Raw genomic sequence first — 17,958 nt, 5'->3', positions numbered from 1 at the left:
ATATATCCCACGATTTTAGCGTACAAGTGGCGGTACTGACATGGCATACTGATGCTTGATTGAACAAATTGCAGGAGAACCTTGTGACCGATGCTGAAATAAGCGCACTGCGCCAGAATTGTCATACCACTTTGCCTGGCCATCGTGCCATCACGCCTGCAGAAACCTTTGCACGCATGGCAGCCTGGTCAGAGCAGCATCAGGTGCAACATGACACCTATGGTGAGGGTGAACTGGTGCAATCTTTCGAAAGCAAGATCGCAGCTTTACTCGGCATGGAAGCAGGTCTGTTCTGCATCACCGGCACGCTGACCCAGGTTACTGCCTTGCGTCTGGCATGCGAAGAAAGAGGCAGCCCGCTGGTCGCCTTGCATGCGAGTTCGCATATCCTGGTTCATGAAAAAAGCAATTATCAGTTGCTTGATCATTTCAAGGCCGTGCAGCTCGGCAACCCATATCGACCCTGGACACTGAAGGACTTGCAGGCCCAGCCCGAGAAAATCGCTGCGGCACAATATGAATTACCCATGCGCGAAATAGGCGGTCAATTACCGGACTGGGAAGAGTTGAACGCCATCAAGGCCCATTGCCGCCAGCAGGATATACACCTGCATATGGATGGAGCGCGCCTGTGGGAAGCTGCCGCCGGTTATGGCCGCAGCCTGGCAGAAGTAAGCGCAGGTTTTGATACGGTCTATGTCTCGTTCTACAAAGGTATAGCTGGCCTGGGTGGTGCCATGCTGCTGGGCAGTGCCGATTTCATTGCCAGAGCACGTGTCTGGATGCACAGGCAAGGTGGCAGTGTATTCCGCCGCAGCCCCTATGTCGTCGCTGCTGCGATGCAGTTTGATCAAAGGCTGGCTGCCCTACCCGCCTGCTACGCCCGCACCCTTTGGTTGTTTGACGAATTGCGCGCTTATCCTGAATTCAACACCAATCCCACCGCACCACAATGCAATATGCTGCACCTGTATCTGCCAACTGACCGGGATACTGCCATCGCCATCCGCAACCGCATTGCGCAAGAACACGGGATATGGCTGTTCAATAATGCCGTGCACACTGCCTTGCCAGGGCAATGTATGTTCGAGTGGTATATAGGCGATAACCTGCTTGCCATGCCAGACGAAAAGCTAAGACAGGCATTGCAACTATTGGCGCAGGCCCTCAAAAAAGACCCGCGCTGAAGCCGCTTGCAAGCAGCAGGCCAGCGCTATGTGAGTTATCGCACATACAAAACTTTATATCTTTATTAAGCTACTTGACATCGTTTCATTTTCTTAAGAAACGTCAAGGAGAAATAATGATAAGCCTGCTCAATCTGCAGTCCGACAAGGTCAAGTACAACCCAAATCACCTGTTTGATACGCTCATCAGGCGCCTGCATCTGAAAAATGATGCAGCACTGGCAAAAATGCTGGATGTGGCACCACCGGTGATCAGCAAAATCCGTCACTTGCGTTTGCCTATAGGTGCGTCGCTGATGATCAGCATGCATGAAATCAGTGGCCTCACGATCAAGGAATTACGCGCTCTGATGGGCGATAAAAGGGAAACCTTCCGCATAACGGATTCGCAATTAAAACCCGCGCTCGCGAAGTCACGCCCCAAAAGCAAAGAACAGTCCATGAGCCACCAGTACTGAGAACAGTACCGGGCTCAGGCTTAATTCGCTGATCAGGAATATCGCCTGGGAAAAGTCAGGTTCAGGCGTGCACCGGGGTACTCGCTGCGGGCTTCGCCATTAGCTATCTCGTAATGGCCGCCATGCAATTCGACTATAGACTTGATGATGACTGATCCCAGGCCCAGCGATATTCCCGCCTGCCTGCTTGGCAAACCTTGGAACAGGAGGCGGGTGTCGCGCCTCTGACCAAAGCGGAACATGGCATCGGCAGACAAACCGGGGCCGTCGTCTTCAATACTCAATGCCAGCATTGTATCAATAGCATACAGGCGTATGCGAACCCTGCTTTGCGCATATCTGGCAGCATTCTCAAAAACATTGCGCAAGAGCCTGGATATCAGGTAAGTATCACCGGTAATAAACCCGCCCTGCTGGCTACCTTGTTCACAGTCTGCGTCTATCTCCAGCACAAACTCTATGGACTGATCTGCCTGCTGTTGCATGTGTGCGGCATGGCCTGTTTCGGCTTTCAGCAAGTCGCATAAATCGACACTGCTGGCCTGGTTACGGTAACGTGGCTCATCAATATTGGCGATAAAGAACAAGTCATCGATGAGCTTGGTGAAATAATCCAGTTCATTACTGACGACAGTGAAAAACTCTTCACGTTCCTGCTGTTCCATCGCGTCACCATGCACAGACAGGGTATCAATCGCGGTACGCAAACTGGTCAATGGCGTGCGCAAATCATGACCCAGCTCTTGCAAAAGTTCGCGTCTGGTTTTTTCTATGGCTTGCAACTGCAAGACCAAGCGCTGTATTTCATTGGCCATGGCATTGAAATGCTGCATCAGACCACCTATCGCATCCAGCCTGCCAGAGGTAAAACGTGCGCTCAGGTTACCGGCCTCCATGTCTTGAATCACTTTTCGCGCTTCTGCCGACCGCATGCGCAGATATAGCGTCAGCAATAACAAGCCCAGCAAAATTGCAGTAACAAGTGTCACCACGAACAAGGTCGCCATGGTAAAAAATGCGCCACGTGCAGGTGTGCCCGGATTATGTATCAGTAAATAACTGGGCCGGTCTGACTGCAGGCGCACAATGGCAGAAGCTGCCGTCCCTGAAAAAAATCGCCCGCGTGCTACTACCTCATGGATTACTCCTGGTTTGGTACGCTGCAAAAGCGCGGCTGGTGGAATGGCATCTGCCGGGCTGCTCGCGAGTATCTGATTGTCTGCATTCACTATCCACATTTCCAGCGGGATCGCCGGTGACTCGCTGCGGTAAGTCTGTACAAGACGCAGCCCCTCTGCGTAATCATGCCCTTCCACAATGCGGGCGATAAACAGATACATGCTGCGCTGTACTTCGTCCCCGGGGCGCGTAGTTACTTCCCTGATCATCCACAGATAGAACAGACTCAGCAGCAATGCAAAAAATACGCTGATCGCAAAAAACCGCAACCATAATGAACGACTCATGCATGCTCCAGTTTATAACCTATGCCATAAATGGCGACGATACGCTCAGTCGCACCGGCATCCTTTAATTTACGGCGCAAATGGCTAAGGTGGGAATCGATGGTACGGTCGTAAATGATATTACTGTCCTCAAACTGGCTCAGTATTTGCTCACGGGTGATAGCATCACCATTGGCACGTACCAGCAACATCAGCACATCATATTCTTTCTTACCCAATTGTAGCGGTACTCCTCTGGCACTGACATTGCGGCGCTGTACATCCATCTCAATATCACCAAAACTGATGACCGCCCTTGGCTCCCTGGCTGGCTGTACCCTGACCAATAGACGGCGCATACGGGCACTAAGTTCCCGCAGCCCACAGGGCTTGCGTATGTAATCGTCGGCACCGCCTTCCATGCTGGCGACCACGGCGCTTTCATCGGTCCTGGCAGACAACATCAATATCGGCGTTGCCGGGTGCAATGCGCGCAATGCACTGCACAGGCTGATGCCATCACCATCAGGCAGGCCCACATCCAGCAATATCAGCTCGAAGGCCTGCTGCTCCAGTAACTGCATGGCAATAGCGATGCTGCCTGCATGGCTGAGTTCAAAACCCTCATAGCGCAAGCCCATGCTCAAGGTGCGGGCAATCATGGGGTCATCTTCTACAAGCAGGACGGTAGTGGCAAGATTCATGGAGTTTGAAACATGTGGTAACAAAGTTTACTCCTTCATTTTGCCATATTGCGGTGAACGAGAAACTCTTCCATCAAAATTACAGGATTCATGTTTACAGTTTCTGACAGCGGGCCTGCACCTCTCGATCTGACAAGCGGGTCTGTCCATTATCTGTTCCTTACTGGAGATAACATGAACTATCCTGCTTCCGTGCTGAGCCTTGCCACCATTGCGGCTGCAGCCAGCTTGCTGAGTGCCTGTGGCGGTGGCAACCCTGCCAGTCCTGGCACTACAAGTGACGCTGTACCACCCGTTTCGGCCAGTGCTACCAATTCCACCATCCGTCTTACCGCTGCCATCGCAGCGGCCAAGAATACCGCAAGCACAGACCCCATGTGTACCACCGACAAGCTGGGCGATTTTTACTGGGAAATCGGCAATGCCACCGACAATGCTCCCATAGTCTCTGCTTCGCAAGGCGCTGGCAGCGTCAAATCAAACAGCTACTTCAATATTGCCTCTGCCTCGAAATGGATATTTGGTGCCTATGTGCTGGAAAAGAAAGGCATCAACCAGGTACGCAGCAACAATACCCTGAAGGATGGTTTGCGCTTCATGTCCGGTTATACCGGCTTCAATGAAGATGCCTGTGCTGGCACTCAGAATGTATCTGATTGCTATAAAGCCGGTATGGGCACTAACACTGACAAACCCAACCCACTAACCGAGAACAGATTTGACTATGACAGCGGACATGACCAAAAGCTGGCGGTTGTAGATCTGGGCCTGGGCAATTTCACGGCAAACCAGCTGGATACGGAATACCAGAACACCGTAGGCCTGAGCAAGGGTTTCAACATGGCAGCGCTTGACCCGCTGATGGCAGGCGGCATGATGGGTACAGCCACCGACTATGCACTATTTCTCAAAAAAATCATGAAGCAGGAACTGGTGATAGGCAGCTACCTCGGTGACGAGGCAGTCTGCGCCCTGCCTTCTGCCTGCCCTGGCAAGGTGGTGTTCTCACCTATATTATTGATGAATGAACCCTGGACTTACTCTTACAATCATTGGGTAGAATCAGAAAAAGGCAATGGCAGTGTCGATGCGTATTCCAGCCCGGGCAAATGGGGTTTCTACCCATGGGTCAGCCCTGACAGGAAATACTATGGCATTCTGTCGCGCCACGATAAGGCAGCCGGGGCTTACGTAGAATCCGTCAAATGCGGCCGCCAGATACGCAAGGCCTTCATGAATGCATTATGAAGCAACAGGATGCGCGGGCGGCAAGACTGCAAATTGCCGCTCTGCATAGGCTGTCAGTGCGACGATACGCTTTTCTGTCTCGCGTTTGAATTTCAGACACAAGATAGGCGTCAACAACCATGACAGCCAGCGTGGTTTGGCCGTGATGTTATACGAGAAGCGCACACGGGTCAGCCCATCAGACAAGGCCTTGAAGTGCCAGCCGCCAGCGAACTGGTCAAAAATATAGGGGCCGCTGACCATCTTGACGGCGGCCACTTCATTTGGCTTGTACGACACATATTCAATATCCATCGCCAGGCCATTGCCGTCTATGCAGCGTGCCTGCGCACCTACCGCAGCCTGTTTTGCATTCAGCAAATAGGACTTGGTAGTCAAGGTATCCCATTCTTGCCTGAGCGTGTAATCCTGGGTCAGGTCAAACAGATACTTGGCACTGGCCCTGACTTCAAATTCATGTTTGATCAGCATATCTTGTCCTGTGATGTTAATGGTAGAGAACTCATTGATCGTCTGCCAAAAACTGGCTCGGTGGTACACCAAAGTGCCGCTTGAACATGGCGATAAAGGCACTCAGACTATCGTAACCCAATTCAAGTGCGATGCTGGTCACTGCTGTACTGCCAGCCAGCAATTCCAGCGCCCGCATGAGTCTGGCACGTTGCCGCCAGTCAGAAAAACTCATGCCCGTTTCGTCTGCGAAATGGCGGGTCATGCTGCGTGGTGCAATGCCTGCCCAGGTCGCCCACTCTTGCATGGGGCGCGAGTCGCCAGGATTTTCCAATAGTGCGCTGGCAATTTTGACGAGACGGCGATCGGTGGGCATGGCGAGTACAAAATCCTGAGGTGGCAGGCTGGATACTTCATCGACGATGACGGCAAGCACACGCTCTTGAGCTGGATTCAACTGATCGCTGAAACCCCAGCTCGCCGCACGCAAAACTGATTCACGCAATAAACCGGATACCGGAAACACCTGGGTCTTGCCAGGCAGCACTTCAGAAGGTGCAAGATAGGCACTCCAGCCATTGAACAGATGGCTAGTACGCAAGGCATGGAGAATAAACGGTGGCAGCCAGATGGCATAGCCCTGAGGCACAACCAGATGCTGCTGTTCTGCTTCGATCACCAGCACGCCTGTCGTTGCCGCCAGCAATTGGCCGCGGGCATGGCTATGTTCTGGCGTCATCCTCGCATGCGCCTTGCTGGTGACAGCGTAAGCAATCGCCCCGCCATCCGCATTGGCGTGCTCAGGGTTGATCAGGGGTAAGGGCTTGGCCTCAGTTCGACACATGTTGGCATTATATCGCAAGCGACTTTTGGGCATGGAGCGCAAACTTCAGTCTCCATTCACCCACAAGGAAACACGATGAAAGCCGAAGACATACTCCCAGATCACATCAACACCACCACCATCAATGGCCTGACTATCAGGAAAGGAACGGTTGCTGCCTTCGTGGTCAATGCAAAGACCTATTTGCAGCCAGACAGCTCACCAAACGAACGCGCTGAGGCAAAAACAGCCGTAATCGAAGCCCTGCCCGCCTTGAAGGCTTTAGGTATCTTTGATGTGTTCGCTATTGCAGACCCTGGCCTGCGTGACATGCTGGCCGCACATCAGTCATAACCCGGCTCCGGCCATGCAGATCGTCAATGAGGCAAGCCATTACCCTGGTTATTGTCCTTATTGACGGCGCAGGTTTGCCAGCACAGTCTTGTCGAGTTTTGCTGCCACACCGACGCTGCGCCCCGCCAGATTGGGAATACTGAAATGAATTGCACTACCCAAAATCTGCGCGCACTCCGACAGGCTGAGCCCGTAATCCTGTTGCAGCCACTGCACCATACCGCCGGTTGCTGCCCGCAGGGCATCATCCAGCGAACCCGCCTGCCCCAGTACCATGATCTGCGTTGGTGACTCTACCCTTGGTGTATTGACAGATTTTCCTTTAATGACATCCACAGTAAATTCCACGTCCATGGATGTTTCCAATGCATATTGCGAAGTCTCGCCATCACCCTGCAAGGCATGGGCGTCACCCAGATACAACAAGGCACCAGGTTGCTGCACAGTCAGATAAACGGTATTACCTTCAACGACCTCGTTAAAATCCATATTGCCCCCAAAGCGGCCAGTATCACCTGTAGATACAGGTGGCGAACCATTGCCCGGCGCAACCGCCAGCCCTCCAAGCATGGGGCGCACTGGCAAACTCAAATTACGCAAACCTTCTGTCGGTTTTTCCGGGCTGGCCAAACCACGTTCCCTATCCAGCTTCCAGCGTATGGGCTTGCCAAGATTTGTGGCTTTGGCTGCGAGTGCAGTACCCATTGCCCTGCCGACGATACTGTCAAGGCTGTCGGCATAATCACGGTTCAGGCGCAAGCGTTTAAGATGGATGACCAGCGTATCGCCCGGCTCTGCAGTGCCGACAAAAAACGGGCCAGTCTGTGGATTGCCATACAAGGCTTTGGTAACGCCATTTTCATCGACGCCGCCAGAGTCTACGGTCTTGGTGTGCACTGTATCGCCCGGCCAGATCGTCATCACTGGCAGACGGTGCGGGTCGAATTCATTGGAATAATCTGTGGGCTGGAAATCGTATTTTCGTGCCGCTCCGGCAGGGCGAGCAGGTATCCTGCGTGCACTGAATGTGTGCGCGGCTCTTGCCTGCGGATTATTGGTATCAGGAAAATCAGCCGTGCCCTGCATGGCATCTTTGCTGACTGTACCGACATAGGAATACTTTGCCTTGTCAGCATCCGTTACCGTGAACTCTATGCCTTTGGCGGTGCGCGTACCAAGAAGCTGATCACCATCAAGCTTGCCGCTGATGCTGCCGCCATTTACTGTCAGGCTCAAGGTCTGATAAGAACGGTTACCCCATCTGTCGACTTGCAATAGCCAATGCTCCTCATCTGCTGCAGTCGCCAGACAAGGGGCAAGAAAAATCAATAACATCGCGTATCGCAGCATATTTTTTCTCGTGAAAAAAACTAAATGTAGCTGCAATACTAAATTATTCTGCTCCTAAGCTTCATTAAATGCGATGAACTGCCAATTACCATGCACAGACTGCAAACACATCATTAGGACTTACGCAAAACCGCCCCAGCTGCGTTGCAGCGCCTCTCCTAGGAGCCGCGTACTAAAGTACTGTCTTCGTCGCTACGGTGTAGTCGGGGTTTCAGGCAATACATTGTCTGCCGACGGAACAAACCTCCCTTACCAGGGAGGTTTCCTTGGCGATAGCCTTGCTGGGACAATTTTGCGTAAGTCCTAATCGTTTAGTTTGCGTTAATTTGCGTTGGCTTACCTCACCGACGCATGATGAAATCATGGTTTTGCCTTGCTTTGACGAATTTCCAGTGCCTTGGCCAGCAATTCATCAGCACTCCAGTGCCGCGTCAGCCACACCGTAAGTGCCTCGCCGGAGATGTGCCAATTCACCATACGGCGGTCTTGCAGGTGATCGTAATTATAGTTTCTGGCAACATACCAGGCCAAGCGTAAGCCAGCAGGGTCGGACTTATCCAGCAACAGAGAATATATTTCATAGGGCGTTAAGACCTCTACTTGCATAGCTCCCTGCTCTTTCAATTCTTTCCAGATCAGCGCTTTGTCTTCTGGGCTAAGCACCGCGATTTTGGCATGTTCGGGCCGGCCTGTAATGTTTGATAAACCGTATGCATACAATAGCCAGGGACCACTCAACAGCACCAGAAAGATGAGACATAAAACTGCAGCCAGGCTCTTTAAGAACAGTCTGTATAAGCGAGGGGCGGTATATTTGCTTTCACTGGTAGTTTTTTTCTCAAGCATAAATTTGCTTTAAAAATCCTTACTGGAAGTACAGGTCCATTACTGCGCCGCCTGCCCCATGGATACAGCCAGCATCGCCTGCACTCTTGAGCGCACAAAAGCGATATGGCTGCGCAAGCCATATAATTCCTCGGCATAGGACAAGGGTATGGTGATACGGTTGACTTTTTCTTCTATCTCATCGAGATGGCGCAACTGTTTCTCTGCAACGCTATGCCTGTCCTCTGCTGCGACTTCTTCTATCGCCTGTTCCACCAGCCGCAATTGCCCATACCAGCGGTAAATGCGCGAGCGTATGCGCCAGACATATAAGGGTGGGATGATCTTTGACAGTGGCAGGAACAAGGCACCAAGGGCGACGATGACGACCCACATGCGCTCGATGAAGTTGGCAATCCAGAAGCTCAGGTAACGCTGCAACACAGGCGGGCCGTTCTTATAGAATTTCTCGGCCTCATGTGCTACTGGTATTTCAGTATATTTATCGGAGGGGAACTCGCCCTGGCGGCTGAACCAGTCTGCGCCGCTATGTATCCTGTGCGCTGCCTGCAGCAGCAAACCCATCAGTGCCGGATGCAGGCTTTCATGGGCGACCAGGGTCGCTGTTGGTGCAATCAAGTGATAATCACGGGCAGGAATATCCTTGCCTATATCGACAATACCGCGCGGCAGCACGACATGTGACAAGAACGGGAAGCGCCTTGTATACGCCTCTGCCTGGACGAAATCAAACAGGCGTATACCGGGAGTCAGCAATAACATCTGCACCAGCGGCGAATCACTGGCAGAGCTGAAAATCAATACATCAACTTTGCCATCCAGCAAAGCAGCCGTGCCCGGCGTATCAGCCAGTTTTTGTATGCTGACGTCTTCTTCTGACATGCCGTTGACACTTAAAATCTGGCTGAACAGTTTGGCGACGCCGTTACCATCAGGGCCAACATTGACAGTCTTGCCCTTGAACTGGCTAATCGTGGTGACTTCTTTGGGGCTGCGGTAAAATACCCAGATAGGCTCATAAAACAAGCTGCCCAGTGAGATCAGGCCACGTTCATGCGCTTGTGCTTCATCACTCGAACCACTGCGCACAAAGCCCACTTCAATTTCAGAATCAGGGTCACTGATGCGGCTCAGGTTTTCTTCTGATCCTTGCGACACTTGCTGGCGCAGAGTGATCTGGTTTTTTTGCAGTTCTTGCGCATAGCGTTTGGCAAAGCGCTCATAAGAACCATTCTCCTGCCCACTGGAAATATCAATTACACGCGGTGGTGCTGGATCTACCAGCCAGTAACCAACGCCACAAACTATCACCACCATCAGCGTGATCGGGCCAAATGCAACCAGCAGATCACGCAGATTGAAGAGAGTGAATTTGATCTTTTGCATGTTCAAGCAGACTTGGCAGGCGTGGGGATGTATTCTGCTTTCAGTTGCTGCAAACCTTCCAGCATTTTTTGATAGGCAACAGGCACTTGTTGCTCATCGCCCTTGACGCCCAGTTCTATATGCCTGCGTTCTGTCTCACTGCCAACAGTAGGCAGGCTGAAAACTTTGATCAGCGGGAAATCGGCTTCCAGTTGCTCCATCAGAGGTGTGACGATGGATTCAGCCATTTCATATACCAGTACTGATTGTTCAAACTGTGCATGCTGATTGAACAGATGAGAAAAATACGTATCGAGCACCCATTCCAGCATGGGCCAGGCCATGACCGGAAAGCCGGGAACAAAGAAGTGGTTGCGTATGGAAAAACCGGCGATCTTGTTGAAAGGATTGGGGATGATATCGGCCCCAAGCGGGAACTCGCCCATCTTCAACCTGTGCAAATGGTCAGGCGTCGTCAGGTCGGCCACTTCGCCTTTTTCTTTGGCGATATCCATGATGCGTTCCTGTATCAGCAGTTTGGCTTCTGGATGCAGAACGACAGGTAAATCCAGCGCCGCTGCTGCGCATTGACGGGTATGGTCGTCTGGTGTTGCACCTATGCCCCCGGTAGAAAACACCACGTCACCACTGGCAAAGCTGCGCTTCAGAGTCGATGTAATGCGCTCGCGGTTGTCGCCTATATACTCAACCCAGTCAAGCTGCATGCCACGCGCCTTCAGCAAGGCGATGACTTTGGACATGTGCTTGTCTTCGCGTTTACCAGATAAAATCTCATCGCCAACGATAATCAGACCGATTGCCACGATTTCTCCTTATTTTTATATTACAGGCTGGGCAGTGTTTGCGGAATTGGCGCCCCTGCCTGGGGCGCTACGCTACGGTGACGCTGCAAGGCTTCCAGGCAGTAATGCTGGAACCACAGTCCGGTAAAGACAAACACCAGTACATAAACCCAGATCGCCACGCCTGCGATCACAGGCAAGAACAGGGTAGAGACAACCCCGCCAAGCCACAACAAACCAGGTGCTGCGCCAAACAGGCCTGCAATGATGCCTATAGACAGCAAAGACCAGCGATGCTCCTGAATCAAGCTGGCACGCTCATCTGCATCCGCATGCAGGGCCAGTGCATCGTACACCATGACCCGGTAAGTCAGCCAGCCCCATAAAAGCGGTTGCAGCACCAGGCCAACGAAGGGGATCAGGTTCAGCGGCAAACTCACAAACCAGATCAGCGCAAAAATGAGGAAAGAAGATAAGGAATGTCCCATGCTACCGAGGAACGTGCCGCCGTTCTTTTGTTCCAGCTCAGGGTAATCACGCATACCCACATGTTTGCTGATGGCGGGCATGGCAAACACCGCTATGCACATCAATGAGGTAAATATCATCAATGGCAAAAGTACCCACATGGCTACCAGCGGTACGACCACCATCTTGAGAGCAATCAGGCCGACTATGTTGAGAACACTGCTTACCCTTGCAAAACCATCATGTTCGCTCAACCAGGCCTGTATAAAATCCATCATTGCTTGCAAGCCCCACCACATGGCAGCGCCCCATAAAATGAGGGCGACCATAAAAGGCAAAAAAGTCAGCAGCAGCATACGGTAATGCAATTGCGCTGCTACTGCCCTGCCCCAGGCCCGCATCACGGATGCGATATTCATGATTGTTTTTCCTTGTCAAATCCAAACATGCGCTTTAAACCCAGCCATTGCTGTGACCAGAATCCCTCGCCATAGTTGCGTGCGCTGCCTTCCGGTGCGGGTAACTGGTCACGTATGCCAGTCAGCGAAAATTCTTTGGCGAACAGCGCGGTACCAAACAATACATCCCAGATGGGGAACAACACCGCAAAGTTATGCCCGCCAAGGGTACCCTTGCCATGGGTCTCATGGCCTATGCCTATGGCATGATGGGTACGGTGGTAACGTGGTGACACCAGCAGGTATTCACCGATGCGGCCAAAATGGATGCGTACGTTTGCATGTTGCAGGCTTTGCAGCATTTGTGATGCCATGACCAGCATGACATATTGCCCTGGCTCCACACCAATGACAATCGCAATCAAACCCATGTAAATATCGCGGATAAAATCATCGAGCAGGTGATTACGGTTGTCACTCCACAAATTCATGTCGCGCTGGCTATGGTGCAGGCTATGTAGTGCCCACCACCAGTTGAACTGGTGCTCGGCACGGTGATACCAGTAATCAAAAAAATCCAGCACCACCAGGTACACCAAAAACAGCAGAACCGGATATTGCAACATATCTGGCCAGATGTTTTCCAGGTTGAAGGGGTTCACGCCTTGCAGGTGCAGCAGGGCTGTGAGTTGATCCAGCAAAGGGTCAAGCACAAAAAACACGAGGATGGAAAAAGCCCCCAGCCTGTGCAAGGCGGTATAGATGAAATCATTCCAGCGTGCATAGCGGTTCTTGATCTCATGCACTGGCATCCATGATTCCAGCGGGCGCAAGATGATGAACAGCACAATCAATTGCAAAACGCCGAGCATGAACCATTCGACGCCTTCATAGGAGTCTTCTACAAATTCACCCAGCCCCAGATTGAACATGGCGGGCTGTACTATCGTTTCAAAAATCCAGGCTTGCAGATTCGTGAACAGATCGGAAATAGTCATTATTTTTTCTGCTGATGTAAATTTTGATAAGCGGGGTGTTCGCGTAGAGTAGCAAAACAAAAGGATTTTTGCTCAAGGCCGCTAAGTAGTGGCTCCAGGTTTTCTGGTGCCCAGGCCTGCTTGCGTGACCATATGCCAAGATGCGCCATAAAAATATCACCATCCCTGAGCTTATCGAGAGCGCGTCTGAGCAGCATGGGGTTGCTGAATTTTTCGCTGGATAATTCATCGCCAGAAAACCCGGCGGGTGACCAGCCCACATGCATATAACCACAAGCCTGCCCGGCCTTCAACAAATTGGGCGTGAGCTTGCCACCCGGCGCGCGCCACAAAGGATCCAGCTTTTTACCCGTCAGGGCAAAGAAGCGCTGATCAACACGGCGTAGCTCCTGGCAATATTCTTTTGCTGTCCATTGCAGGGTCTGGCCAGCTTGCGCACCAAACTGCGGCTTGACGGTGATACGGCCATCGGGCAAATCGCCGGCGACATACACATGATCGAAAGTGTGGGTACCAAAAGCATGGCCTTCTTCTGCCAATTTTTTCCAGTACGGTGACCAACTCATGTCCAGCGAATAGTCGCCTCGCACGGTCTTTTCATTCGCCAGGAAAAAAGTCGCCTTGATTTGATGACGGCGCAGGGTCGCAGCAATCAGTTCTGCCTGCGACTGGCTGCCGGTATCAAAAGTCAGGTAGATGCTTCCCTTGCAATTGCCCGCTGCCGTCGCTGCAATTACCGCAGGCGAGCACAGCATGGCAACCAAGCCCAGAATGGGCGCAATGGCCACAGTGGCCACACGTGCAGGCCACTGCAATTTACATATTGCCGGCACGATTGGCAAAGAAGACGCCATGCGGGGAACGACCAACCGGAATCAGCTTGATGACCTTACGGCTGGCAATATCAATGACAGCCACTTTCTTGATCCAGCGCAGGGTTGCCCACAGGGTTTTGCCATCTTCGCTGACTTCCATACAGTCAGGGCCGCCTGGAACGGGAATAGTGCCGATAATTTCCAGGGTCTGCTGGTCAAGGATGTTGATCTCGTTGGAAGTGCGGTTGGAGACAAAGGTATGACGCTTGTCGCCCAGGGCACGGAAGTTATGCGTACCCTCACCTGCCTTGATTTTCTTGACGGTCTTCTGTGTGCGCCAATCGATGACTTCAATATAATTACTGCCCATAATGCCCACCAGCAAGTATTTATCATCAGGCGTCATGGAAATACCTGCAGGCAGCTTGCCTACCGGGATAGTCCATTTGATTTTTTGAGTTGCCAGATCAATCGCAGAAATCTGGTCACTGCCTTGCTGGGTGATAAAAACCGTCGTGCTGGCTGCATCAAAAGCCATATGGCTAGGCAATTTCGCCAGTGGTACACGTTGTACCAACTTCATCTCCTGGCCGTCAAACTTATAGAAATCAACACGGTCAAGGCGCAGGGAGTTAGAGATAAACCACTTCTGGTCTGGTGAAAAGCCAATCTGGTAAGGGTCGGCAATATCCTTCATGCGGCGCTGTATCTGGCCAGTCTTGGGGTCTAGGAAAACCAGCTCATTGCCAACCGCATTTGCCACGATCAGGGATTTGTTGTCTGGGGTGGCCATCAAATGATGGGGTTCCTTGCCTACAGGAAAGGTGCTGATTTCTTTATAAGTGGCCTGGTCAAGCAGGCTCACAGTGGCATCGCGCGAATTGAGCACCACGACTACATTGGCCTGTGCAGAAAATGCAGAGAGTGCGGAAACCAAAGAAAACGCCAAAGACGACAACAAGATACGACTACGCATGAAAAAGACCGCAAAAAAATAAATCGAACTGGCATTTTACAGCGCATGACAATAAGGAAAGAGCTTTCCTTCAATTGTTTTTGAGATTTTTCACCTAATTTGTCCAAAATCAAGCTTGCCTCTATTGCTGTCAGGGCAAGAAACCAGATGCAAGTGACCAAATTCTTTTCTTTTGCTCTACAATTGCGCCAGCTTTTTTAAGATCAGTGATGACGATTCCGGTACTTGATCATCGGCTTCTTTGAAAATTCCCAGAAAAATTACCTGATAGCAATATCTGGCAACATGATGGCAAGTCAATACTATCGCTCTGCATATTGTTTTATTATTTAGCAGATCGAATTGAACGACAGGCTTGAAAGCGGCAAATCTGGCATTAAATAACAGCAACAAATTTAAAGCGTAATAATCGTAACAAGCGTAACAAGACGCGATATAAAGGAAAAATAATGAGCACTATTACAACAGTAAGCGGTTTGCAGTATGAAGATAAAGTCATCGGCGAAGGCGCAGAAGCAGAAGCCGGTAACCACGTTGATGTTCACTACACAGGCTGGTTGCAAAATCCTGACGGTAGCGCAGGCAAGAAGTTTGACTCCAGCAAAGACCGTGGTCAGCCATTTTCTTTCCCATTAGGCGCTGGTCATGTGATCAAAGGCTGGGATGAAGGCGTACAAGGAATGAAAGTGGGCGGCACCCGCCTGCTGACTATTCCTTCCAGCCTGGGATATGGCCCACGCGGCGCTGGTGGTGTCATCCCTGGCAATGCAACCCTGATATTTGAAGTGGAATTGCTGGGCGTTTAATAGTCCCCTGCACTTTCAACAATCAGCATGTCTGATTTGAACAAGCCCGTGACAGCTGTCATGGGCTTGAATCATATTACGCTCTCGGTCACTGACCTTGAGCGCTCTTTTCGCTTTTATGTCGATGCACTGGTCTTGAAACCAGTCGCCCGCTGGAAAAACGGTGCTTATCTGGAAGCTGGCAATGACTGGATTTGTCTTTCGCTTGACCAGGATTGCCGTACCAGTGTTCCCCCTGAATACACCCACACTGCATTTTCCGTGAACCTTGCGTCCTTTGCCATTTTTAAGCAAATGGCAGATGCAGGCGAATTGACGCTATGGAAAATCAATAAAAGCGAAGGTGATTCGCTTTACCTGCTTGATCCTGACGGCCACAAGCTGGAATTGCATGTCGGTGACTTGCAATCACGGTTAGATAGCTTGAAACTCAATCCCTATGAGGGACTGGTGCTGTTCTGAGACCGCTCAAATAAGCACAAAAAATAAACCAAAAAGACAAAAGCCAGGGCTTAGCCTGGCTTTTTTGCTTATTTGTTACAAATTTGGTGAATACAGCTTATTCTTTAATGAAATGCTCGCGATAGTATTTGAGCTCTTCGATGGATTCCAGAATATCCGCCAGTGCGGTGTGCTTTTGATGCTTTTTGAAGCCGGATGCCAGTTCCGGCTTCCAGCGGCGGCACAGTTCTTTCAATGTCGATACATCAAGATTACGGTAGTGAAAGAAAGCTTCCAGCTTGGGCATGCCACGCGCCATGAAGCGGCGGTCCTGGCAAATGGTATTGCCACACATAGGTGATTTACCTGCAGGCACATAGGGCTTCAAGAAGGCGATCAGGGCGGCTTCAGCGTCGGCTTCCGTCACGGTAGAGGCTTTGACCTTGTCGATCAGGCCAGAGCGACCATGCGTGCCCTTGTTCCAGTTATCCATCTTGTCCAGGGTTTCATCAGATTGATGAATTGCAAATACGGGGCCTTCTGCCAGTACATTCAATTGTGAATCCGTTACCACCACGGCCACCTCAATGATACGATCTGTATCCGGGTCCAGGCCTGTCATTTCCATGTCCAGCCAGATCAGGTTCATTTCATTTGGACGTGCTGGCGTGGCAGGATTTGCAGTGTTTGTTTGAATGTCGGTCGCTTGTGACATAATTCTTCCTTGGCTATTACTTATCGAATGTCACATTTTCCCATGATTTCATCCGTTTTTTCGGTTTTATTCGTTTCCTTCCTGCTGTTGGCACTGATTATTCAGTTCTGGCTGGGCTCCCGCCATATTCGCCACATCCTGCGCAACCGTGCTGCTGTGCCTGCGCAATTCGCAGAAAAGATAGGTCTTGCCTCTCACCAAAAGGCGGCGGACTACACTATTGCCAAGACCAAGCTGGGCATGGCCATGCTGCTATTGAATGCAGCCGTGCTGATGGGTTTTACCCTGTTTGGCGGCTTGCAATGGCTGTCTGTGCATCTGGTCAAGCTCACTGGCCCTGGCATGTGGTATCAGATCAGCCTGCTGGTGGCATTTGCCATTATTAGCAGCGTGATTGAATTCCCCTTTACCTATTACTCACAATTCGTGCTGGAAGAACAATTTGGTTTCAACAAAATGACACTGAGCCTGTTTTTCACTGACATGATCAAGAATACCCTGATAGGTGCTGTACTGGGCCTGCCCCTGATCTGGGTGATACTGACCCTGATGGAAAAAGCTGGCAGCCTGTGGTGGCTGTACGCCTGGGCATTCTTCATCGGTTTCCAGATGTTGATCATGCTGATCTTCCCGATCGTGATTGCGCCCCTGTTCAACAAATTCTGGCCGCTGGACAATGAAGAGGTACGCGAACGCATAGAAAACCTGAGCAAACGCGTCAGCTTTGCCTTGAAAGGCATCTTTGTTATGGATGGCTCAAAACGCTCTGGTCATGGCAATGCCTACTTCTCCGGCTTTGGTGGCGCCAAACGCATCGTGTTTTATGACACCTTGCTGGAACGTCTGGCACCAAATGAAATTGAAGCCGTGCTGGCCCATGAACTCGGTCACTTCAAGCTCAAGCACATTATCAAGCGCATGGCCGTCATGTTTGCTTTGTCGCTGGTCTTCATGGCCATGCTGGGCTTTTTTAAAGAGCAAATCTGGTTCTACACTGGCCTGGGAGTTGATCCCATGTTGCTGGCGCAAAATGATGCAATGGCGATTATTTTATTCATGCTGGTCTTGCCGGTGTTTACGTTCCTGTTTTCACCGCTGAGCGCGATCACTTCACGCAAACATGAATTTGAAGCCGATGCCTTTGCTGCCAAACATACGAATGCCAATGACCTGGTCACTGCCCTGGTCAAGATGTATGACGACAATTCCTCTACCCTGACGCCTGATCCTCTGCATTCGGCGTTTTATGACTCACATCCCTCAGCATCGGTGCGTATCAACCACCTGCTGGCAGCACAATAACGGAGA

20 protein-coding genes are annotated in these 17,958 nt (G+C 51.2%); 7 read left to right on the top strand and 13 right to left on the bottom strand.

The genetic code is table 11. The features are described 5' to 3' along the window. The first annotated feature begins 83 nt into the window (after window positions 1-83). Window positions 84-1,187 (top strand): threonine aldolase family protein, encoded by a 1,104-nt coding sequence (locus tag ACO0LI_RS10695; RefSeq protein WP_423032548.1) that lies wholly within the window; start codon window positions 84-86, stop codon window positions 1,185-1,187. 116 nt (window positions 1,188-1,303) lie between these two features. Continuing rightward, window positions 1,304-1,645 (top strand): hypothetical protein, encoded by a 342-nt coding sequence (locus ACO0LI_RS10690; RefSeq protein WP_422951218.1) that lies wholly within the window; start codon window positions 1,304-1,306, stop codon window positions 1,643-1,645. 32 nt (window positions 1,646-1,677) lie between these two features. Here ACO0LI_RS10690 and ACO0LI_RS10685 read toward each other — a convergent pair whose 3' ends face one another. Both ACO0LI_RS10685 and ACO0LI_RS10680 read right to left on the bottom strand, forming a co-directional pair. Beyond that, window positions 1,678-3,111, bottom strand: coding sequence for an ATP-binding protein (locus ACO0LI_RS10685; protein ID WP_423032547.1), 1,434 nt, complete (start codon window positions 3,109-3,111; stop codon window positions 1,678-1,680). Then, the gene (locus ACO0LI_RS10680) at window positions 3,108-3,818 is read right to left on the bottom strand and encodes a response regulator transcription factor (RefSeq protein ID WP_423032546.1); all 711 of its coding nucleotides are present in this window, start codon (window positions 3,816-3,818) and stop codon (window positions 3,108-3,110) included. Before ACO0LI_RS10680 ends, ACO0LI_RS10685 begins: the two co-directional genes overlap by 4 nt. 150 nt (window positions 3,819-3,968) lie before the next feature. Here ACO0LI_RS10680 and ACO0LI_RS10675 point away from each other — a divergent pair, with 150 nt between their 5' ends. Beyond that, window positions 3,969-5,042, top strand: a complete 1,074-nt coding sequence (locus tag ACO0LI_RS10675) for a hypothetical protein (RefSeq protein ID WP_423032545.1) — start codon at window positions 3,969-3,971, stop codon at window positions 5,040-5,042. On the opposite strand, the gene ACO0LI_RS10670 is transcribed toward ACO0LI_RS10675, so the two are convergent. Together ACO0LI_RS10670 and ACO0LI_RS10665 are read right to left on the bottom strand one after the other, a co-directional pair. Continuing rightward, window positions 5,037-5,513 (bottom strand): type II toxin-antitoxin system RatA family toxin, encoded by a 477-nt coding sequence (locus ACO0LI_RS10670; protein ID WP_423032544.1) that lies wholly within the window; start codon window positions 5,511-5,513, stop codon window positions 5,037-5,039. The genes ACO0LI_RS10675 and ACO0LI_RS10670 overlap by 6 nt on opposite strands. Before the next feature lie 31 nt (window positions 5,514-5,544). After that, window positions 5,545-6,336 (bottom strand): helix-turn-helix domain-containing protein, encoded by a 792-nt coding sequence (locus ACO0LI_RS10665; RefSeq protein ID WP_423032543.1) that lies wholly within the window; start codon window positions 6,334-6,336, stop codon window positions 5,545-5,547. Window positions 6,337-6,411: 75 nt separating this feature from the next. On the opposite strand from ACO0LI_RS10665, the gene ACO0LI_RS10660 reads away from it, so the two are divergent. Further along, window positions 6,412-6,669: a hypothetical protein gene (locus ACO0LI_RS10660; RefSeq protein ID WP_423032542.1), complete on the top strand. Its 258-nt coding sequence runs from the start codon at window positions 6,412-6,414 to the stop codon at window positions 6,667-6,669. A gap of 57 nt (window positions 6,670-6,726) precedes the next feature. On the opposite strand, the gene ACO0LI_RS10655 is transcribed toward ACO0LI_RS10660, so the two are convergent. The 8 genes from ACO0LI_RS10655 to ACO0LI_RS10620 form a co-directional block, all read right to left on the bottom strand. Continuing rightward, window positions 6,727-8,019: an acetamidase/formamidase family protein gene (locus ACO0LI_RS10655; protein ID WP_423032541.1), complete on the bottom strand. Its 1,293-nt coding sequence runs from the start codon at window positions 8,017-8,019 to the stop codon at window positions 6,727-6,729. A gap of 360 nt (window positions 8,020-8,379) precedes the next feature. Further along, entirely contained in the window at window positions 8,380-8,865 is a 486-nt protein-coding gene (locus tag ACO0LI_RS10650) for a hypothetical protein (protein WP_422951226.1), read from the bottom strand. A gap of 39 nt (window positions 8,866-8,904) precedes the next feature. Beyond that, complete coding sequence (locus ACO0LI_RS10645; RefSeq protein ID WP_422951227.1) at window positions 8,905-10,251, bottom strand: TAXI family TRAP transporter solute-binding subunit; 1,347 nt, start codon at window positions 10,249-10,251, stop codon at window positions 8,905-8,907. A 2-nt stretch (window positions 10,252-10,253) separates the two neighbouring features. Then, window positions 10,254-11,054, bottom strand: a complete 801-nt coding sequence (locus ACO0LI_RS10640) for a competence/damage-inducible protein A (protein WP_423032540.1) — start codon at window positions 11,052-11,054, stop codon at window positions 10,254-10,256. Window positions 11,055-11,074: 20 nt separating this feature from the next. Continuing rightward, complete coding sequence (locus ACO0LI_RS10635; RefSeq protein ID WP_422951229.1) at window positions 11,075-11,920, bottom strand: EI24 domain-containing protein; 846 nt, start codon at window positions 11,918-11,920, stop codon at window positions 11,075-11,077. Next, window positions 11,917-12,897, bottom strand: a complete 981-nt coding sequence (locus ACO0LI_RS10630; RefSeq protein ID WP_422951230.1) for a sterol desaturase family protein — start codon at window positions 12,895-12,897, stop codon at window positions 11,917-11,919. Before ACO0LI_RS10630 ends, ACO0LI_RS10635 begins: the two co-directional genes overlap by 4 nt. After that, entirely contained in the window at window positions 12,897-13,652 is a 756-nt protein-coding gene (locus ACO0LI_RS10625; RefSeq protein WP_423032625.1) for a polysaccharide deacetylase family protein, read from the bottom strand. The genes ACO0LI_RS10630 and ACO0LI_RS10625 overlap by 1 nt, the downstream gene beginning before the upstream one ends. A 61-nt stretch (window positions 13,653-13,713) precedes the next feature. Further along, window positions 13,714-14,688 (bottom strand): cytochrome D1 domain-containing protein, encoded by a 975-nt coding sequence (locus tag ACO0LI_RS10620; RefSeq protein ID WP_423032539.1) that lies wholly within the window; start codon window positions 14,686-14,688, stop codon window positions 13,714-13,716. A 449-nt stretch (window positions 14,689-15,137) separates the two neighbouring features. On the opposite strand from ACO0LI_RS10620, the gene ACO0LI_RS10615 reads away from it, so the two are divergent. Next, window positions 15,138-15,494 (top strand): FKBP-type peptidyl-prolyl cis-trans isomerase, encoded by a 357-nt coding sequence (locus tag ACO0LI_RS10615; RefSeq protein WP_422951232.1) that lies wholly within the window; start codon window positions 15,138-15,140, stop codon window positions 15,492-15,494. Window positions 15,495-15,521: 27 nt separating this feature from the next. Beyond that, on the top strand, window positions 15,522-15,956 hold the full coding sequence (locus tag ACO0LI_RS10610) for a VOC family protein (protein ID WP_423032538.1): 435 nt from the start codon (window positions 15,522-15,524) through the stop codon (window positions 15,954-15,956). Between the two features lie 97 nt (window positions 15,957-16,053). Here the strand turns inward: ACO0LI_RS10610 and orn are convergent, their stop codons facing one another. Further along, the gene (gene orn, locus ACO0LI_RS10605) at window positions 16,054-16,650 is read right to left on the bottom strand and encodes an oligoribonuclease (RefSeq protein ID WP_162040688.1); all 597 of its coding nucleotides are present in this window, start codon (window positions 16,648-16,650) and stop codon (window positions 16,054-16,056) included. 42 nt (window positions 16,651-16,692) lie between these two features. Between orn and ACO0LI_RS10600 the strand changes: the two genes are divergently transcribed. Beyond that, the gene (locus ACO0LI_RS10600; RefSeq protein WP_423032537.1) at window positions 16,693-17,952 is read left to right on the top strand and encodes a M48 family metallopeptidase; all 1,260 of its coding nucleotides are present in this window, start codon (window positions 16,693-16,695) and stop codon (window positions 17,950-17,952) included. Window positions 17,953-17,958: the final 6 nt, after the last annotated feature.

It is taken from the genome of Undibacterium sp. Tian12W (assembly GCF_049339405.1).
Taxonomy (GTDB): Bacteria; Pseudomonadota; Gammaproteobacteria; order Burkholderiales; family Burkholderiaceae_D; genus Undibacterium.
This window is presented reverse-complemented; position numbering and strand designations above follow the sequence as displayed.